General features: G+C 27.9%; 18 protein-coding genes. 5 read left to right on the top strand and 13 right to left on the bottom strand.

Features of this window, described 5'->3' with window-relative positions; all coding sequences use genetic code 11:
* Window positions 1-14: 14 nt before the first annotated feature.
* The 4 genes from ACZ5RS_RS00520 to efp all read left to right on the top strand — a co-directional run bounded on the left by ACZ5RS_RS00520 (window position 15) and on the right by efp (window position 4,725).
* A complete protein-coding gene (locus ACZ5RS_RS00520) occupies window positions 15-1,514 on the top strand; it encodes a tagaturonate reductase (RefSeq protein ID WP_464636913.1) in 1,500 nt (499 codons plus the stop codon).
* Complete coding sequence (locus ACZ5RS_RS00525; protein ID WP_464636914.1) at window positions 1,514-3,028, top strand: UxaA family hydrolase; 1,515 nt, start codon at window positions 1,514-1,516, stop codon at window positions 3,026-3,028. The genes ACZ5RS_RS00520 and ACZ5RS_RS00525 overlap by 1 nt, the downstream gene beginning before the upstream one ends.
* Before the next feature lie 102 nt (window positions 3,029-3,130).
* A complete protein-coding gene (locus ACZ5RS_RS00530; protein WP_464636915.1) occupies window positions 3,131-4,123 on the top strand; it encodes an amino acid--tRNA ligase-related protein in 993 nt (330 codons plus the stop codon).
* A 38-nt stretch (window positions 4,124-4,161) separates the two neighbouring features.
* Entirely contained in the window at window positions 4,162-4,725 is a 564-nt protein-coding gene (gene efp, locus ACZ5RS_RS00535) for an elongation factor P (RefSeq protein WP_464636916.1), read from the top strand.
* 145 nt (window positions 4,726-4,870) lie between these two features.
* Here the strand turns inward: efp and ACZ5RS_RS00540 are convergent, their stop codons facing one another.
* A complete protein-coding gene (locus tag ACZ5RS_RS00540; protein ID WP_464636917.1) occupies window positions 4,871-6,175 on the bottom strand; it encodes an MFS transporter in 1,305 nt (434 codons plus the stop codon).
* A 140-nt stretch (window positions 6,176-6,315) separates the two neighbouring features.
* On the opposite strand from ACZ5RS_RS00540, the gene ACZ5RS_RS00545 reads away from it, so the two are divergent.
* Window positions 6,316-7,362 carry a KamA family radical SAM protein gene (locus ACZ5RS_RS00545; RefSeq protein ID WP_464636918.1) on the top strand — a complete coding sequence of 349 codons (1,047 nt, stop codon included), beginning with the start codon at window positions 6,316-6,318 and terminating at the stop codon, window positions 7,360-7,362.
* A gap of 41 nt (window positions 7,363-7,403) precedes the next feature.
* Here ACZ5RS_RS00545 and ACZ5RS_RS00550 read toward each other — a convergent pair whose 3' ends face one another.
* The 12 genes from ACZ5RS_RS00550 to ACZ5RS_RS00605 all read right to left on the bottom strand — a co-directional run bounded on the left by ACZ5RS_RS00550 (window position 7,404) and on the right by ACZ5RS_RS00605 (window position 20,042).
* Window positions 7,404-8,657, bottom strand: a complete 1,254-nt coding sequence (locus tag ACZ5RS_RS00550; RefSeq protein WP_464636919.1) for a hypothetical protein — start codon at window positions 8,655-8,657, stop codon at window positions 7,404-7,406.
* 183 nt (window positions 8,658-8,840) lie between these two features.
* The gene (gene coaE, locus ACZ5RS_RS00555; RefSeq protein WP_464636920.1) at window positions 8,841-9,428 is read right to left on the bottom strand and encodes a dephospho-CoA kinase; all 588 of its coding nucleotides are present in this window, start codon (window positions 9,426-9,428) and stop codon (window positions 8,841-8,843) included.
* Window positions 9,428-12,346 carry a DNA polymerase I gene (polA, locus tag ACZ5RS_RS00560; RefSeq protein WP_464636921.1) on the bottom strand — a complete coding sequence of 973 codons (2,919 nt, stop codon included), beginning with the start codon at window positions 12,344-12,346 and terminating at the stop codon, window positions 9,428-9,430. Before polA ends, coaE begins: the two co-directional genes overlap by 1 nt.
* A complete protein-coding gene (locus tag ACZ5RS_RS00565; RefSeq protein WP_464636922.1) occupies window positions 12,346-13,119 on the bottom strand; it encodes an MBL fold metallo-hydrolase in 774 nt (257 codons plus the stop codon). Before ACZ5RS_RS00565 ends, polA begins: the two co-directional genes overlap by 1 nt.
* 6 nt (window positions 13,120-13,125) lie before the next feature.
* Entirely contained in the window at window positions 13,126-13,386 is a 261-nt protein-coding gene (locus tag ACZ5RS_RS00570; RefSeq protein ID WP_464636923.1) for a hypothetical protein, read from the bottom strand.
* A 205-nt stretch (window positions 13,387-13,591) separates the two neighbouring features.
* A complete protein-coding gene (locus tag ACZ5RS_RS00575; protein ID WP_464636924.1) occupies window positions 13,592-14,002 on the bottom strand; it encodes an arsenate reductase ArsC in 411 nt (136 codons plus the stop codon).
* The gene (arsB, locus tag ACZ5RS_RS00580) at window positions 13,995-15,035 is read right to left on the bottom strand and encodes an ACR3 family arsenite efflux transporter (protein ID WP_464636925.1); all 1,041 of its coding nucleotides are present in this window, start codon (window positions 15,033-15,035) and stop codon (window positions 13,995-13,997) included. The genes ACZ5RS_RS00575 and arsB overlap by 8 nt, the downstream gene beginning before the upstream one ends.
* 20 nt (window positions 15,036-15,055) lie before the next feature.
* Window positions 15,056-15,385: an ArsR/SmtB family transcription factor gene (locus tag ACZ5RS_RS00585; RefSeq protein ID WP_464636926.1), complete on the bottom strand. Its 330-nt coding sequence runs from the start codon at window positions 15,383-15,385 to the stop codon at window positions 15,056-15,058.
* Between the two features lie 158 nt (window positions 15,386-15,543).
* On the bottom strand, window positions 15,544-16,155 hold the full coding sequence (locus ACZ5RS_RS00590; RefSeq protein ID WP_464636927.1) for a hypothetical protein: 612 nt from the start codon (window positions 16,153-16,155) through the stop codon (window positions 15,544-15,546).
* Window positions 16,156-16,330: 175 nt separating this feature from the next.
* Window positions 16,331-18,244, bottom strand: a complete 1,914-nt coding sequence (locus ACZ5RS_RS00595) for an NAD(+) synthase (protein ID WP_464636928.1) — start codon at window positions 18,242-18,244, stop codon at window positions 16,331-16,333.
* A gap of 130 nt (window positions 18,245-18,374) precedes the next feature.
* Window positions 18,375-18,566 carry a hypothetical protein gene (locus tag ACZ5RS_RS00600; RefSeq protein ID WP_464636929.1) on the bottom strand — a complete coding sequence of 64 codons (192 nt, stop codon included), beginning with the start codon at window positions 18,564-18,566 and terminating at the stop codon, window positions 18,375-18,377.
* 75 nt (window positions 18,567-18,641) lie between these two features.
* On the bottom strand, window positions 18,642-20,042 hold the full coding sequence (locus ACZ5RS_RS00605; protein WP_464636930.1) for a lipoprotein N-acyltransferase Lnb domain-containing protein: 1,401 nt from the start codon (window positions 20,040-20,042) through the stop codon (window positions 18,642-18,644).
* Window positions 20,043-20,053 lie beyond the last annotated feature (11 nt).

Raw genomic sequence — 20,053 nt, forward strand, 5'->3', positions numbered from 1 at the left:
TATGAGGGTAAGAAATGAAAACTATTAATGAAGTGACTAATACTGTTAAAAGAAAGGAATCTATTCTTCAATTTGGTGAAGGTAATTTTCTAAGAGCTTTTGTTGATTGGCAAATCGACAATGCAAATGAAAAAACTGACTTTAATTCTAATGTTGTAATTGTACAACCATTAGCAAAAGGTTTATCAGATATGATAAATGATCAAGAAGGTTTATATACAACAATTACTAGAGGAATCAGAAATGATGAAATTGTTGAAGATTACAGAAAAATAACAAGTGTTAGTAGATGTATTAATGTTTATGATGAATTTGATAAATATATTGAAATGAGCAAAAGTGAAGATTTAAGATTTGTAATTTCTAACACTACCGAAGCAGGTATCTCTTATAGTGAAAATTGCTCACTAAGTGATCAACCAGCAGCTTCTTTCCCTGCTAAAGTAACACAATTACTTTACTCAAGATTTAACCATTTCAACAAAGAAGGACATGGTTTAATTTTTATTCCTTGTGAATTAATTGAAAAGAATGGTGATAACTTAAAAGCTATTATTATTAGATATGCTAATGAATGGAAATTAGGTGATGATTTTATCTCTTGGGTTAATAGTGAATGTATTTTTGCAAACTCATTAGTTGATAGAATTGTAACAGGATATCCAAGAAATGAAGCAGATGCTATTTGTGAAAAAATTGGTTATAAAGATAATTTATTAGATACAGCAGAATTATTCCATCTTTGGGTAATTGAAGCTAAAAAAGAAAATCTAGAACAACTTAGAAAAGAATTCCCATTAGATAAAGCTGGCTTAAATGTAATCTTTACCGATGATATGTCTTTCTATAGAACTAGAAAAGTAAGAATCTTAAATGGAACTCACACACTAATGGTTCTAGCAGCTCACTTGTATGGTATTACAACTGTAGATGAAGCATTAAATGATGAAGTAGTATTCAAATTTATCAAAGAAGGTTTATTTGATGAAATCATTGAATCAATGGATGGAGATAAAGATATGCTTCTTGATTATGCAAAGGATGTATTAAATAGATTCAGAAATCCTTTCTTAAATCACCAAGTATTAGCTATATCCCTAAACTCTACTTCAAAATTCAAAACTAGAGATTTACCTTCACTATTATCATATGTAGAAAAATATAATAAAGCACCTCAAGCTTTAAGCTTCTCAATTGCTTCTTTAATTAGATTCTACAAAGGTCAAGGCATTGAAAACAGAAGTATGAAAGGCCTCTATAATGGTAAAGAATACTTAATTAAAGATGATGAATCAGTTTTAAGTTTCTTTGAAGATTTATATAAAACTTATGATGAAAGTAAAAAAGAAGATAGAAAAGTTATTGTAAATAAAGTTCTAAGCCAAACTTCATGGTGGGGCCTTGATTTAACTACCCTTCAAGATTTAGAAGCAAGTGTTTTAAAATATTATGATGAAATCTGTACTAAAGAAATGAAACAAGCTCTAACTGATTTTGTTAATAGGAATAACTAATGGATAAAAATTATATTCAAATTAGAGAAGAAGATAATGTTATAATTGCTCTCTCCCCTTTAAAAAAAGGAGAGACCATTAATATAAACAATGATGAATTTACCCTACTTGAAGATATTAATTTAGGTCATAAAATTGCAATTAAAGATATCAAAGCTGGTAGCAATATCATAAAATATGGTTACCCAATTGGAAAAGCAAAGGTAGATATAAAAAAAGCAACTCATGTTCATACTCAAAATGTTGTTACAAACTTAAGTGAACAAATTGAATATTCTTATGATAAAGAAAAAGCAATTAAGCTAAAAGAAGTTTGGGAAAATGAAAACAAAGTTGATGATGATATCTTTATAAATGCTTATGTAAGAGAAAATGGTGATATTGCAATCAGAAATGATATTTGGATTGTTCCAACTGTTGGTTGTGTAAACAAAATTGCATCAACATTAGAAGTATGGGCACAAGAAAAAATTAAAGATACAAACATTGATAAAGTATTAGCCCTTACCCATCCATATGGCTGCTCTCAAATGGGAGACGATCATGAAAATACTAAAAAGATTTTAGCTGATTTGGTTAAACATCCTCATGCAGGTGGTGTTTTAGTTATTGGTTTAGGTTGTGAAAATAATACTATAGATAAATTTAAAGAAGAAATCGGCACATATAATAGCGATAGAGTAAAATTCTTAATAGCTCAAGAAAGTGACGATGAAATTAGAGATGCTCAAAATCTTTTACTTCAATTAATTGATTATGCTAAAACTTCAAAAAGAGAAAAAGTAAGCATTAGTAAATTAAAAATTGGTATGAAATGTGGTGGCTCTGATGGATTGTCAGGAATTAGTGCAAATCCTCTTGTTGGTTTAGTTTGTGATAAATTAGCAGCTTATAAATCTAGTGTTATATTAACTGAAGTTCCAGAAATGTTTGGAGCAGAACAAATACTAATGGATAGATGTGTTAATGAAAAAGTTTTTGAAGATTGTGTTAATTTAATCAATAACTTTAAACAATATTATATTGATAATAATCAAGTAGTTTATGAAAACCCTTCTCCAGGTAATAAAGAAGGCGGTATTACAACTCTAGAAGATAAGTCCTTAGGCTGTGTTCAAAAAGGTGGTAAAGCTCCAATTGAAGGTGTATTAAACTATGGAGATTTAATTGATCAATCTGGCCTTCTATTATTAAACGGTCCAGGAAATGATATTGTTTCAACAACTAATATGAGTGCTAGTGGTGTAAATTTAATTCTATTTACTACCGGTAGAGGAACTCCTCTTGGATCTGTTGTTCCAACAGTAAAAATAGCTACTAACCATCAATTAGCCGAAAATAAAAAGAATTGGATTGATTTTGATGCTTCACAAATCTTAAATGAAGATAAAAACATAGTTAGAGATAGATTAATTGATTATATTATTACTTTAGCTAATGGAGATATCAAAACTAAAAATGAAACAAATAATTATAATGAAATTGCCATTTTCAAAAATGGAGTTACTTTATAATAAATAATACTTGTTACTCTTTTAAAATTTACTTGCCTTTTTCTAAGGCAAGTTTTTTTATATCTTGAAAAGCATTATAGATAACTATAATATCTATATGTTATGAAAAATATTGATAAAATAAAAGCAATAAAAAATAGAAGTATATTATATTCAAATATTAGAAGATTCTTTGATGATAAAGGATATTTAGAGGTTGAAACACCTTCTCTTTCTTCAACACTAATTCCTGAACCAACAATTGAGAACTTCTCAACTCAATTTACATCAGATTTTTTTACAAATAAAGAATTATATTTGATTCCTTCCCCAGAGATTTTCATGAAACGATTATTAAGTGAAGATTTTCCATCTATATATCAAATTTCTAAATGTTTTAGGAATAGTGAACAAATAGGAAGACAACATAATATTGAATTCTCTATGTTAGAATATTATTCAAAAGATATGAATGAACAAGATTCTATTGAATTAACTGATGAATTACTAAGAAAAACACATATAAAAGACACTCCTGACTGGGCACTACCACCATTTAGAAAAATGAGTGTAAATGAAGCTATGAAAAAATATTGTAATGTTGATTTAGATAAATGCCAAAAACAATCTGAGCTATATCAAAAAGCAATAGATTTAAATCTTAATTCAACTCAAAGAAATGAAAGTTGGGAATCAACTTTTAATAGGATATTTTTAACCTTCGTTGAACCCAATCTACCAAAAGATAAACCTTTGATTTTATATGATTATCCAAAACAAATTGATTGCTTAGCAACTGATTATAAAACTTCCCCTTATAAAAAAAGATGGGAAATGTATATCGGTGGTTTAGAAGTTGCAAATTGTTACGATGAATTAAGAGATTCAGAAAAAATCAAAGAGTACTATAGAAAAGAGTATGCAACAATAATAAAAGAAAGATCTAATACTAATAGAGTTATTGCTGATATTGATGATGATTATCACACCCTATTTGAAGATTTTCCTCAAACAAGTGGTGTTGCAATAGGATTAGATAGACTTTTAATGAGTCAAATGAATATTGATAATATCGAGGGGGTGATTCTTTTCCCCTTTTCTGATATGATACGATAGCTATTAAATTTAATTTCATAATACAGAGGTAAATAAGTATGATAAAAGCAGGTCAAATTGAAAGAGGTACCGCATTATTAATCAAAGGCCAACCTTTTGTTTGTATTGACAGAGAATTCGTTAATCCAGGTAAAGGTTCTGCATTTGTACGTTTAAAATTAAAAAATCCTGGAACAGGCCAAATTCTTTCAGAAACAATGAAATCACAAGATAACGCTGAAGAAATCGTTGTAGAAGATAGAGATTGCCAATATCTTTATAATGACGGTGAATCATTCCACTTAATGTTAACTGATACATATGATCAAATTGAAGTTCCTATGGCTAATTTCCCTGACTACGATGTTTTAATGAAAGATGGTGACACATACCGTTGTACATTCTGGGAAGACCAATTATTAGACATTCAAATCCCAAGTAAAGTTGTTTATGTTGTTGCTGAAGCTGAAGAAGCTATTAAAGGTGATACAGTTCAAGGTGCTACAAAATATGTTACAACTGAAACTGGCTTAAAAGTTAAATGCCCTATTTTCATTAAACAAGGTGAAAAAATTAGAGTTAACACTGAAACAAAAGAATACTTAGAAAGAGTAAACAGCTAATTTAATTTTTCTACTTAATTTAGAATACCTTAAAAGTAAATAATTGCTTAATAATTTACTTTCGAGGTATTTTTTTTACTAAAAAAACTAGGCTCCTTCATTTTTCAGAAATTGCCTAGCTAATAATAATAATTATAATTATTTTTTATTTTGAAATCTCAACAGGATCATCTTCTGGTTCACCTCTATGGACACCTTTCATTAAGAAGAAAGCAATACCCATATTTATTGCAGCGAATACAAACAAGCTTTGATGACCAAATAAATCTATACAAAAACCTGTTATTGGAGGCGAAATAATTGAAGCTAATTGGCTAAAGAAATAATATAGACCTGTATAAATTCCCATAGTCTTATAATCAGCCATTTGCCATAACATAGGGAAACTATTTGTAACAACAGTAACCCAGAAAATTCCAAATAAGAATAATAAAGCCCAGAACGTATATTGTCTAAAAGATTGAGAAGAATTGACTGTTAATTTATTATGTGCAAAAACACTTAATAAAATAATAACTAACATAAACAAAGCTCCACGAATTGTCTTTTTTCTACCATGCTTGTGAGCAAATTTACCAGAAGGAATTGCAAAAATAGCATAAGCAATACCAACCATACCAGCAGCTAAAGAAGCTGTACCTTGGCTAGTTTTTAAAACTTCAACACTATACAAACCTACAAAAGGTAAAACACCTTGATAAGCTATGAACCAGAACAATAGGGATAATAATATAAATAAAGCACTCTTATCTTTTTCTGAGAAAATAACTTTCAAGCTTTTCTTTATTGGTACTTTTTCATCATCACTATCTTCTTTATAATTTCCATTCTTTTCTTTAACGAATACAAATAATAAAATAACAGCAACAATAACTAAAATACTAGCTACTGGGAATGCCAAAATATTATCATAAGATTTATTATTAATAGTAAGAGGAATATCCATTAATCTAGCAAGACCAACAGTTCCAACAATGGTTGCAATACCACCCATAGTATTAATTACACCATTAGCCTCAGATCTAACTTCACCAGGAACCATATCAGGCATTAATGCAACAACAGGACCTCTTACAGCTTGTTTAAATAAGTTAAGTAGGAATACTGCTAAAATTAATAACCATAAAGCATACAATGCAGAGAATGGGATTAATCCAAAAGTTACAGCGCTTAATGGTAAAAGAACTATGATAAATGGCATTCTTCTTCCAATTGGAGTTCTTGTTCTATCGCTTAATGCACTAAAGATTGGAATCAAAAATATTGCTAAAATATTATCAAAAGTCATTATTGATCCAATAACGCCTTTAGATGCTATATATTTTGATAAAAATATTGGTACATATGTATCATATAAAGGATCCATCAACCCCATTGTAAAAAAACCTAATCCAATTAAAAAAGTCGTTAAATAATATCCCGACAAACCTTTTTTCTTTTCAACAGCCATAAATAACTCACCTCATTAAAAAGCATTGATTTATTTTAACATATATTTATTAGTTTAAGGTAAAGAATTTGTAAAATAACAAAAATCTAATATTCCTAATACACTTGTTTAAAATAAAAAATTATTATAAACCATAAATTATGGAAATTGAAGTTCAAAGTTTTGAAGACTTAAAGAAAAAATATAAATTAAGTAAAAATGAAGAAGCCTTTAAAGGAAATCAATATACCCTACCGGTTTCTATTACAAAACATTTTTTATCATTAATAAATCTAGAAGATGAGAAAGACCCATTACGTATACAAGTTTTCCCTAATGCATTAGAAGAGAATGAAGAAAACTTAGAAAATATAGATCCTTTAGAAGAAGTAAATAATACAAAGAGTTCAAGATTAATTCATAGATATGAAAGCAGGGTTGCTCTTTTAACAACAGATATTTGTCCAATGTATTGTAGACATTGCTTTAGAAGAAGATTTACTGGAAAGCTAGTTGGTCCAATTAGTAATGAAGAAATACAAGATGCAGCAGACTATATTCAAAAACATCCAAAAATTACTGAAATATTACTAACAGGCGGAGACTTATTAACCCTTTCTGATAAAAAGTTGGACTACCTTATTAAAACATTAAGAAATAAAAATCCAAAACTGATTATGAGGATTTGTACTAGAATGGTAATAACAGCTCCAAGCAGAGTAACTGATAATCTAATTTCAATATTTAAAAAATATGATAGTGCTCCTTTTTATCTATTAACTCAGGTAAATCATCCAAGAGAATTGGATGCAAAAGCAATTTCTGCTATTAACAAATTTGTTAATGCAGGGATCCCTGCTCTAAATCAAACAGTAATGTTAAAAGGAGTTAATGACGATTTTGATACAATGGAAGAATTATGCAATAAGTTATTATTTAATAGAGTAAAACCATATTATGTATTTCAGGGAGATTTAGTATCAGGTACAGCTCATTTAAGAGTAAATGCTAATAGAACAATTGAAATTGAAAGAGAAATGAGAAAAAGACTTTCTGGACTTGCAATGCCTTCCTTTATGATTGATTTACCTAAAGGTGGTGGAAAAGTTCCATTATCTGCTTGTTATTTAAAAGATTTTTCAAATAACACATATACATTTGAAACGGTAGATGGAGAAGAAAGGAAATATCCACATATAATAAATTGAGGTTGCATTTTAGCAACCTCATTTATTTTTAATATTTTTTACTATTCACTAAGTTTATTCAAAGCATCTTGAATTGCTTGCTCTCTAATAGCATCTCTCAACTTTGCATAATCTTCAGCAGTCAATACTTGTGTTTGACTAGAATCAAAATTAGGTATTGAGATTTCACTATCTGTTGCATCTGAAGAAGTTGAATCAACAATAGTCTCTTGTTCTGGAACTTGAGCTACTACATTAATGCTTTCAGTGTCACTCTTAGTTGTTGTATCTTCAACAATAGGAGTCTCTGTAGTATCAACAGTCGTTGTAGGTGTTGCTACCAAAGCCTTAACTTCTGGAGCCTTTGGTGCTGTTGGAGTAGTATCTACTATATTTGTTACAGCAGGTTCTTCTACAGGAGAAACAGGTTCTTCTACAGGAGCAGCAGGTTCCTCTATAGTAGCAACAGGTTCAACATTTGAGCTAGTATCTTCAAATGTATCTGAATTTTCTATAACAGTTGGAACTGGTTCATCATCAACAACAGGACTTTCCATAGTTCTAGAAAAAGGAGCTACAGTTGCTTCTACAGCTGGCTGTGAAGTACTTGATAAAGAAGAATCAACATTATTTGCAACTATAGTTGCTTCAATGTTATCTAAAATTATTGGAACTAAATCATTTATGATTTGAGTTCTATAATCATTGTATAATTGTTCAGCAGTAGTATCTGTTAATTGAGGGCTTTGAACTGTAACTGTTTGAACAAAATCTTCTTTATTAGCTTCTATTTCACTATAAATATCATTAACAACAATTGGAGTTAATGCATCTACTAATTGAGGTAGATAAGTATTAATATCAATATTATTTAAATTAGTTTGAATTTTATCATCAACCATTGTGGTTAAATCAGCTTTTAATCTAGCAGTTAAAGAATCTGATAAATCCTTAATTAATGAAGAAATTTTATCTTCAAGAGTTGGAACTAATTTTTCATCTGTATAATTTTGTACAGCAGTTGCAATTTCATTTTTATTTGATGCAACAATAGAACTTACAAAACTTTCATCATTCATTAAAGAAGTTTTAATTTGAGGAGAAACTTTTTCAGCTAAAACATCATAATTAATTTCTGGAGGAGGTAATCTAGTCGCAGGATCTTCAACTTCTAGAAGGGGCACGCCCTGACGTTGTTTTGCTTCTTCAATAATATAACTCGGTGTACTGGGCCTAGTATACCACAAAGCTCCAAAAGCAAAAATTGCAGCACAAATTGTAAACACCAATAAAGAAATGCGTGTCGATTTTTTCATAAAATATAGTCTCGAATCAAGTAAAAAACTTAAATCGAATGCCTCCTATCAAATTCCCTTAAAAAGGTATATATACTAATATTACTAATGAAATTATAGCAATATATGTCACATCAAACAAGTTTATAATAAACAAATTAGTTATTTGAAACATTAATATTCCAAATTTTTTAATTTTTTTATCTACTTTCCTTCTATAAATATATCACAATAGTTGTCTATTTGTCGATAAATTTCCTTAATTGAAGTTTGATTGTTCACAATAAAGACATTTTTAATTTCTTTCTTTAAGCATCGAACACTAATATTTTTTTGAGAAATTTCTCTCTCAATAAACCAAAGCAAACTTCTTTTATCACGTTTTTTTGAACGTTTATATCTTACAAACACTGAAGCTTTTACAAAAATCACTTGTTCACAAAGTTCTACTAAATCACCTTTCTGCAAAAGAGCTGCATTTATAATTATATTTTTATTACTTTTTGCAATCTCTTTTTTACAATATTCTTTTACATATGGATGTACTATATTTTCTAATAAACGCATTTTAGCTTTAGAAGAAAATACTATATTACCAAGTGCTCTTCTATCAACTTTATCATTAGATATAACACTATCACCAAAGGTTTCTTTAATTTTATCTTTATTGTTTTCTAGAGCATCATGACCTATTAAATCAGCATCAATTACATAAAAACCTTTTTCTTCTAAAGCTTTTGCAACTTGATTTTTACCTGCACAAGCTTTACCGGTAAGTCCAATTACTTTCATTAATGCATTTCTCCCCAACTATTTCCTATTTCAATACTAACTCTTAAAGGAATAGAAAGTTTATATGCATTTTCTAGAGTATTCTTTAATAATGACTGAACTACTTCAATTTCTTCTTTATAAACCTCTAGAATAACTTCATCATGAACTTGTAATAAAACCTTAGATTTTAAATTATTTTCTCTCAATGCTTTATCTACACCAATCATACCAATTTTCATAATTTCGGCTGCAGAACCTTGAATTATAGAATTAACAGCAACTCTTTCACTTGCAGCTTTTTCTAATCTATTTTTACTATTAATTTTTGGAATATTTCTTATATGTCCCATTAGTGTAGTTATTTTTTGAGTTTTACGAACTTGGGAGATTGTTTGATCAATGAACTTAGCAACATTAGAATATCTTGCAAAATAAGCTTTAATAAAGGAACTAGCTTCACTTCTACTTATTGATAGTTCTTTAGCTAATCTAAACGCACTCATTCCATACATAACGCCAAAATTAATTGTTTTAGCAACACGTCTTTCATCACTAGTTATTTCTTCAAGTTTCTTATCAAAAATTAATGATGCAGTAAATTTATGAACATCTTCACCACTAATAAAAGCATTTTGAAGAGATTTATCATTTGCTACATGAGCTAATACTACTAACTCAATTTGAGCATAGTCAGCACTCATCAATACACAACCGTCTTTAGGAACAAAAGCTTCTCGAATTTTTCTACCTTCATCACTTCTAATTGGTATGTTTTGCAAATTTGGATTAATGGAACTTAATCTACCTGTAGCAGTCCCAAATTGCAAAAATGAGGTATGAATCCTATGTGTTTCTTCATTTACTAAAGATGGGAATGTATCAACATATGTAGATTTTAATTTATTAATTGATCTATAATCCAATATTTTTTTAATAATAGGATCTTCATCAATTAAACTTTCTAAAACATCTGTTGCTGTTGAATAGCCTGTTTTAGTTTTCTTTTTTGCAGGCAGCCCTTTTTCTTTAAATAAAACTTCTTGAAGTTGTTTTGTTGAATTTAAGTTAAATTCATGTCCACTAGATTTATAGACTTCTTCTAAATTAGATTGAATCCTTTCTCCAAATATTTTCGATAAATTATTTAATTTTTCAATTGATACTTTTATTCCTTCTAATTCCATATTTGCTAATATTGTAATTAAAGGCAATTCAATATCATAAAGAACTTTTTTCAAAGAATCATTTAATGCTTTATTAAAGAATTTATACAATCTAAATGTAATATCACTGTCTTCAGCTGCATAAGCTACAGCAATAGATTTTTCTACATCACTAAATAATTTTCCCTTTTCAACAACATCTTTAAAAGATACACAAAGGTAATTTAAATATTTAAGAGCTAAACTATCCATTTTAAATGATGGAGAGTTACTTTCATATAACCAAGCAGCAATCATTGTATCAAAGACGATGTTTTTTAATTCAACACCAAATCTTTTCATTACTTTATAATCATATTTAATATTATGCCCTATAATTGCTATAGGCTTTTCTTCTAAATATTTTTTTAATATTGGTAAAATATCCTTTTCTTCGTGGATTCTTTTCCCTCCACAAACAACAGGGAAATAATAAGCTTCTTTGATTTTGCTGGAAAATGAGAACCCAACTAAATCAGCTTTTATTGGATCTTCGCTAGTTGTTTCAGTATCAAAAGCCATTAAATTAGTACTTTCACTAATTTCTTTAAGCTTTGATTCTAAATCACTTAAAGTATCTATAGGTTTTAATGTTGATGCGCCTAATAATTCATCATCAGCTAATACTTCAACTTCTTCATCAAAACTTTCATTATTAACTTCATGATTCTCAATTTCTTTAATTGTAGTTTTATCTGCAATTTTTTTAACTTGAGCGATTAAAGATTTTGATCTTATTTTTTCAAAATAGGGAACGATATTCTCTAGATTCATATTATTTAAATTAAAGTCTTCAACATCGAAAGAATCAAATAATGTATCATCAATTTTTAACTTAACTAAAGTTTTAGATAATTTAGCCAGGTCTTTTGATTCTAATAATTTAGATTTTATACCTTTACTTAAATGATCTATATTATCATAAATATTTTCTATCGTTTTATATTCATTTAATAACTTGACTGCACCTTTTGCCCCAATACCTTTAACACCAGGTACATTATCACTTTTATCCCCTAATAAAGTTAAGTAATCTACTATTTGTTCAGGTCGAACAGAAAATTCATTTTCAACTTCACTTGGACCAAATAATCGATATTCTTTTTGGCCTTTTTTTGGTGGACGTAAAGAATACACGTGATTATTAACTAATTGTAATAAATCTTTATCTGCTGTAAACATAATTGCATTAAGTTTATTAGAAACAGCTTTATCACACAAATATGCAATAATATCATCTGCTTCTAAACCAGGTTTTGCTATAGTTGGAATATTTATTTTTTCTAATAAATCAATAATCACTGGTATTTGATCTTTTAAATCCTGTGGAGCATCATCTCTGTTTGCCTTATATTCTTCATACAATTCATGTCTAAAAGTTGGTCCTTTTGAATCTAAAGCAACAACTAAATATGATGGATTATATTCTCTAATAACCATAAATAAAGTATTAAAAAAACCATATATTGCAGATATATTATTCCCATCCTTATCAAATAAAGGATTAGTTATAAAACCATAATAAGATCTAAATATTAATCCAAAGCCATCAATTATGTAAAATTCATTTCTTTCTTCTTCATCAACATCTAAGATATTTACGGCATTTTCTATTTCAATTTTATTATTTTCTTTTTTTTCTTCACCGAACGCTAAATCAATTGTTGTCATTTCATTTTTTTCTTGAAGGATTTTCCCTTCTTCAAAATCTTTATCACTAAATAAACTATCCATTATTCCTCCAATTCAATTGATAAAGTATCATAGGAAAGAGCCATATTATCATCTAAGATTTTACTATCCCTATCATGCTTTATTCCATGGGCAATATGAGTAAAGAGAGTTTTTTTGGCACCAATTTTTCTTGCCTCTTCAATAGCCTGTTCTAATGTAAAATGTGTTTTATGTGGCCAATGCTGTAAAGCATCTAAAACCAATAAATCTAAATTTTTCAAATATTTATAGCTTTCTTTATTTAGACTATTACAATCAGTTAAATAAGCCATATTAAATATTTTATATCCAAATATTTCTAATTTTCCATGATTTACTATTAAAGGAGTTATTTCAAATCCTGCAATATTATATTTTTCAAAAGGATTTAAAACATTAGCTGACAAATTAGGAATAATTGTATTATTGATTGTCCCTTTAAATATATAAGAAAAACGGAAAGTAATTTCTTCGATTGTTTTTTTATCGCCATATAAAGGTAAAGGGGTTTCTCTATTTGTAAAAGATCTTAAATCATCAATCCCATTTAAATGATCTGCATGAGTGTGAGTATATAATACTGCATCAAGATGACTTAAATCAGCTCTTAAAGCTTGAATCCTTAATTCTGGGCCTGTATCAATAATAATTTTTTTATCATTTCTTTCTAATAAAATACTACTTCTTAATCTATTATCTTTTGGATCTTTAGACAAACAAGTCTCACACTTGCAACCAATTGATGGCACACCATGACTTGTTCCAGTTCCTAAAAATATTATTTTATAAGACACAAAAATTTACTCTCCAAAAGTATTAACCAAATTACTTAAATCGTCAGTATTAATTTGGTCCTTAATATCATCTAATGATTGACCAGTTTTATCCATTATGTCCTTAGACAAAGATTCAACTTTCTCCAAACTATCTGAAGATGTTGAGAATCCGACATTCAAATATTCAGTACTAAAACTTGGAAAGAAAAAGAAAATTATAAAAAAAGTAACCACTGATAATAATATCGGTTTAATAAAAAAATCTTTAAATCCAAATCTTTTCATAATAATCTCTCCTAACTTCCTATTATATTACCATAGTTTTAAAGTAATAGAAATATAAAAAAACATAAACAGAATTATAGAAAAAAATAAAAAAACCACAAAATTTATAAATTTAAATACCATAAATTTGATAAATAAAAAAAATACACTTTCTATTTGCTAAAAAACAAAACAAAAAGTGTACTAATAAAGCAATTCGTCAAATCTAAAATAAAGTATTATTTTGAATTCTTTCCATTAAGTCAAAAATATTTTGTTCAATAGTAGAAATAATTTTTTTGAACTCATAATCACTTTTACCTGTTGGATCATCCAATCCCCAATCTTCTCTATGTTTTGAAGGAAGATATGGACAATTAACATTACAACCCATTGTAATAACTACATCAATTGGAGGCAAAGTTTCTATCAACTTAGATTTTTGAGTTTCTTCCATATCAATATTATAAATATCTTTAATCAGTCTAACCGCATCTTGGTTTATTTTATCTTTAACTTCTGTACCTGCAGAATAACTTTCAAAAACTTCACTACCATACTTTTTACCTAATGCTTCAGCAATCTGACTTCTACAAGAATTATGTACACATATAAAAGCTACTTTCAATTTATTCACTTACAAACCATCCTTTAGTATTATTTGCTATTTTTACAAGTGTTAGCATCACTGGTACTTCAACTAAAACTCCAACAATTGTTGCTAGAGCTACCGGACTTTTAGCACTAAATAATGCTATTGCTACAGCTACAGCTAATTCAAAGAAATTTGAGGCACCAATCATTGCGGCTGGAGCTGCTATATTATGAGGCAATTTCAAAGCTTTACTTGCAAAATATGCAATAAAAAATATTAAAAAAGTTTGAATAATTAATGGAACAGCAATCAAAATTATATGGAAAGGATTATTAATAATAACATCTCCTTGGAAAGAGAAAATTATAACTAATGTTAATAATAATCCAATTATTGTTACATTATTAAATTTTGGGATAAATACTTCATTAAAGAATTTTAAACCATGTTTTTTGGTTACATAAATTCTAGTTAATATACCCAAAGTTAAAGGGATAACAACGAATAACACAACTGATAAAATTAAAGTTCCCCAAGGTATTACTACCCCGCTAACACCTAGCAAAAAGGCTACTATAGGAGTAAAAGCAATTAATATAATAATATCATTTGTTGCAACTTGCACTACAGTATAAGCTGGATTTCCTTTTGTTAAATGGCTCCAAACAAAAACCATAGCTGTACAAGGAGCTGCTCCTAATAATACAGCACCAGATAAATAATCTGTAGCTAATTCATTTGGAATAAAATTCTTAAATATTACAAAAAAGAATAACCAAGCAATCCCAAACATAGTAAAGGGCTTTATAAGCCAATTAACTATCCAAGTTACATATAATCCTTTTGGATTTTTTCCAATATTTACAACACTCTTAAAATCTATTTTTAACATCATTGGATAAATCATTAACCAAATTAAAATAGAAATTGGAAGGGAGACATTGTAATATTCAAATTTATTTAAAAAGGTCGGTACCTGAGGAAGAAATTCTCCAATAAAAACTCCTAACACCATACATAAAACGACCCATATGCTTAAATATTTTTCAAAAAAACTTATTTCTTTCTTTCCCATTTTTTGCCTTCATTTTAAAATTATTTTACAAGACATTTACTTGTACATCGATGAATAGCTTTATTTTTATCTTCAACATTTGTTATCTCTCTTAGAATCTCAATTGCTTTATCACTTCCATCTTGAGATATTTTATAATAAATCCATTTGCCATCATGAGTGCTTTCAACAATACCCGATTCAACTAATATCTTCATATGATAAGAGAGAGAGGATTGCACAATATCAACATTCTCTTGTAGCTCACAAGCACATTTTTCACCTTCTCTTAACAACTCTAATATTTTTAACCTATTTACATCACAAAGAGCCTTAAACACTTTTGCATCATTACTAAACTTATCCATCATTTTCTCACATCGAAATATTTCGATATAACAATAGCAATATATATTTGAGAAATCAAGATAAAAAAAATTACATTAGAAAAAATTAACATTTTTCTAACATAATAAAAGACAAAAAAAGAGGGGATATACCCCTCTTCCTCTTAATTATATTAATTATACTAGATTAAAGAAATTAAAACTGAAATTCCAAATCTTCCATTTTCGAAATCTTGTGGAGCTAAGTCATTAACATCAAAACCATTTTCAACAATGTTATCAATGTTGAAACCTACTGAAGGAACAGTATAATTAGCTGAAAGTGTTAAACCACCTAATAAAATATCAGCATTTACTTTATATGTACAATTTGATTTCATAAATACATCAGCAAAATCAAAAGGTTCTAATCCAGCTTCATCAGCTGTTACATTACCAGAGTCATCAATAAACATAGTAAATTCAGGTCCTAAACCAACACCTAATCTAACTAAGTTCATTAAATCTAAACTTAAACCAGCTGTCATTAAATTTGAAACTTCAACACCATTTGATGTAGGTCCAATAAGAGCTGTATCAGCTGCTTCAATTAATAAGAACTTAACTCTTGCTTCAGCACCAAAACGATAATTATCAATATCCAATAAATCCTCTGTTGAAGATCCACCTACATTATCTGCAGTCATTTTATATTGTGCTGTAGCGCCAATGCTAAAATCTAATACTTCTGCACTTAAACTTACTGGTACAATTAAGCATAATGCTAAAATTAAACCCCAAACTTTTTTATTCATAATATAAACTCCTATAATAATAATTTCACTAAATAGTTATATACTCTTTGTTGTTTCACATAACATATAACTATAACATAGACTATATTGTTACAAAAAAGTTGCAAAAAAGCAAATAAAATTATTTTTAGTATAAATTATTTAATTTTGAATATAAGTAATAATAACTGATACTCTACAAGTGTTTAGTATCTTCAAGGAACGAAATGTTAACTGCATCGCTCGGCATTCTCCAATCTCCTCTTGGACTTAGCGTAACACTACCCACCTTTGGACCATCTGGTAATGTGGATCTTTTAAATTGTTGAGCAAAAAATCTCTTAACAAATACGTCTAACCATTTATCAATTATTTCTGTAGAAAAATCTTCTTTAAATGCCAAAATTGCTAATCTTCTAATTTTTGAAATTGAGAAAGAACATCTAACAAAATAATATAAGAAGAAATCATGTAAAATATATGGGCCAACAAATTCCTCTGTTTTTTGAGCTATTGTACCATCTCCACTTGGTGGTAACAATTCAGGACTAACAGGGGTATCAATTATGTCTAATAATACCTTTGAGGTATTTTCTTCTAATATACTTGCACTATAATTTACTAAATGTCTTACTAAGGTTTTAGGAACTGAAGAATTAACCCCATACATTGACATATGGTCTCCATTATATGTTGCCCAACCTAAAGCTAATTCAGATAAATCTCCAGTTCCAATAACTAAAGCATTATTTTTATTAGCATAGTCCATTAAAATCTGAGTTCTCTCTCTAGCTTGAGAATTTTCATAAACAACATTCTGTATAGTTTCATCATGTTCAAGATCTTTGAAATGTTGTTTTACTGCTTTTGTAATGTTTATTTCTTTAAAACTAACACCCATTGCATTAGCTAATTTTTCTGAATTTGATTTAGTTCTTTTTGTTGTACCAAAACAAGGCATTGAAATAGCTAAAATATTACTTAAATCAATATTGGCTTTTTTAAAAGCCCTTATTGTAACTAATAGTGCTAATGTAGAATCTAAGCCTCCAGAAAGGCCTAATACAGCATGTTCACAATGTGCAGCTTGTAATCTTCTAACTAAACCTAAAGCTTGAAGTGTTAAAATCTTTTCACATCTTTGTTTCATTAATGCATCACTTGCAGGAATGAATGGAGTTTTTGAAATTTTATACTCTGATAAATCGGTAACTTCCTGATTCAAATTAAAATTAATTGTTTTATAACCTTCAACATCTTTATAGAAAGTATTCATTTTTCTTCTATCTAAAGATAAATGTTGAACATCAACAATTGCTGTGTTTATCTCTCCACTCTTCTCTTCTTCATCTATCAAAACTTTTCCGTTAGAACAAATAAGATTATGAGCATTAAATACCAAATCAGTTGTAGATTCCCCACAACCTGCACCAGCATATAAATAAGCACAAATACACTTTGCACTTTGAATGGCAACTAAATCACGTCGATAATCACTTTTTGAAACGATATCATCAGTAGCTGAAGGATTTGCTATTATTGTAGCACCAGCTACACTATGAATAAGACTAGGACTATTAGGAACCCAAAGATCTTCACAAATTTCAACAGCAATTACTAAATTTTCAATATTTTCACAATTAAATAATAATCTAGTACCAAAATATGTTTTTTGATTAAATAATGTTATTTCAACATTTTCATCTTTAGGAGTTACAAACCATCTCTTTTCATAAAATTCTTGATAGTTTGGGATATTTACTTTAGGTACGATACCTAAGATTTTTCCGTTATTTATAACAGCTGCGCAATTATATAATTTATTATTATGAACATATAAAGTTCCAACAATTGCAACTATTTGAGAAACACGTTTTGTAGCAAGAGTAATTTCCTCAAGCATTTTCATAGATTTCTCTACAACCATTTGATTTAAAAACAAATCACCTACTGTATAAGATGTAATACTTAATTCAGGAAAAGTAATAACTTTTACACCCATCTCGGCTGCTTTTTTTATTCCTTCAATTATATTGTTCTTATTGTTTTCTAAATCAAGTGTATAATTGATTGGAGAATATGTTGCTACTTTTATTAATCCATCTCTCATAAATGCCTCTCAAAAATTTTTTCTAATTAGATATGCAACTCTATAATACCGCTTTTAAATTAATTCAAACAAGGTGGTATTATAACATATTTTAATTTTTGATATTAGGAATTTATTTAATTATCTAATTTTAAAAATTACCTTGAATCTTTTTAGGATCAACATACATTTCTACTTTTCCACATTTTGGACAAACAGCAATGCTTATTGTATTCAAAGTTATTCCGCAAATTCCTTCTTTTTGGATATATAAATCACTTTTTGTACCTTTCAATTGATAATCTTCTAACATTTCAACATCACATGTACTACATTTTTTCATAATATCTACCTCACACTTATAATTTAATAAATATTAATTATTATTTAAGCAACTTAATCACAGAAGTCATAATTTTTATTTTATTAATGGATAAAATTTATAAACAAAATAAACATTAAATTGATTTTTTAAAATATCATATGCTCCAGATAAAGAATATTTATCATTGAAGTTATATCCCAAATTAACTTCTAATTGCTTACTTGAATTTATAGTTTCATTATAAATTGGATAATCAAAATTAACTAAGAAATACATATTGGGTAAATAAAAACAAAAGAGACTTTTAATCCTTAATGTAAGCATTAAATCGCTAATATTTGTTTCTACTGTTGGAATTACTGAAAAAACACTATTTAGTGTTCCAAAAGATAAACCTAATCCACCATTAATATCTATTGATGAATTATTTTCATTGTATTTAATAATTAGATACTTCGAAGGTTTATAAGTTGAGTAATTGATTTTTGGATATTTAGATTTTTCTAATAAGGTCAATTTTTTAAGCTTTAGTCCATTATTAAAATTAAATAAAGTATCAAACAATTTAAAATCATATAATTCTATAGCACTCTGTCTCTGCTCATAAAGTTGATTATCAAACAAAGAAAAACCAAATGAAAAATTATAATTATCCATACCTAAATATAATTTAGAAACATTTTCACTAAAGATAGTATTTGATTCAAAATTATCAAAACTCACATTAAATTTTTCAAATCCATCATCTACTGTTGTTTCTCTATTATGAGTATTAAAGTAATCATATCTATCAATAATATCTTCTTTATCCATGTCTATATTATTATAAAGAATTTTTACTAATGGAGGACTTATTATTTTACTATCTACTATCAAACCTTGCTCTTTAAATAAATATATTAATCGGGCTGGCATAATAAGATTTGGAAAATAATAATCTTTATCAGCAGTATCTAATATTGTTGAAAAAATATCTCCTAAAAAAGAAGAACAATTATATGTGAAAAATTGATATCTTAAATCTTTATTTTTATTTTCATAAACCTTATCTAAAAAAATTGGAATATAAGATTTATCAATATTCGTTTTATATACAAATAAGCTACGGTTCTGCCCTATTGTATATCTTTCAGTAATTTCATGAAATTCTCTAATATCAACATAGCCAGTTAAACCTTTTGTTGCGCCTTTTATACTTTTAGCAAAATTTGAAAGCCTTTCATGATATGCATAATAATTAATTGCAAAAGAATCCGAAAAATCTTCACCATGTGCTAAAACAATAAAAGCATGAGCTCCTAAAGAGCCTAAATTATCGCTAGTGGGACTTGCAGCTACTAAATAAATTGTATCAAAATTTTTTTCTAAAATATAATCTTTTGAATAATTATATTCTTTATAATGAACATAATCTTTTTCCTCTACCGCAAATAACAAAGTATTAATAGATAAAAATAATATGAATAGTAATGCCCTTTTGTTTCTTGTTTTCAAATTAAAATTCC

Source organism: Pleomorphochaeta caudata (assembly GCF_055395745.1).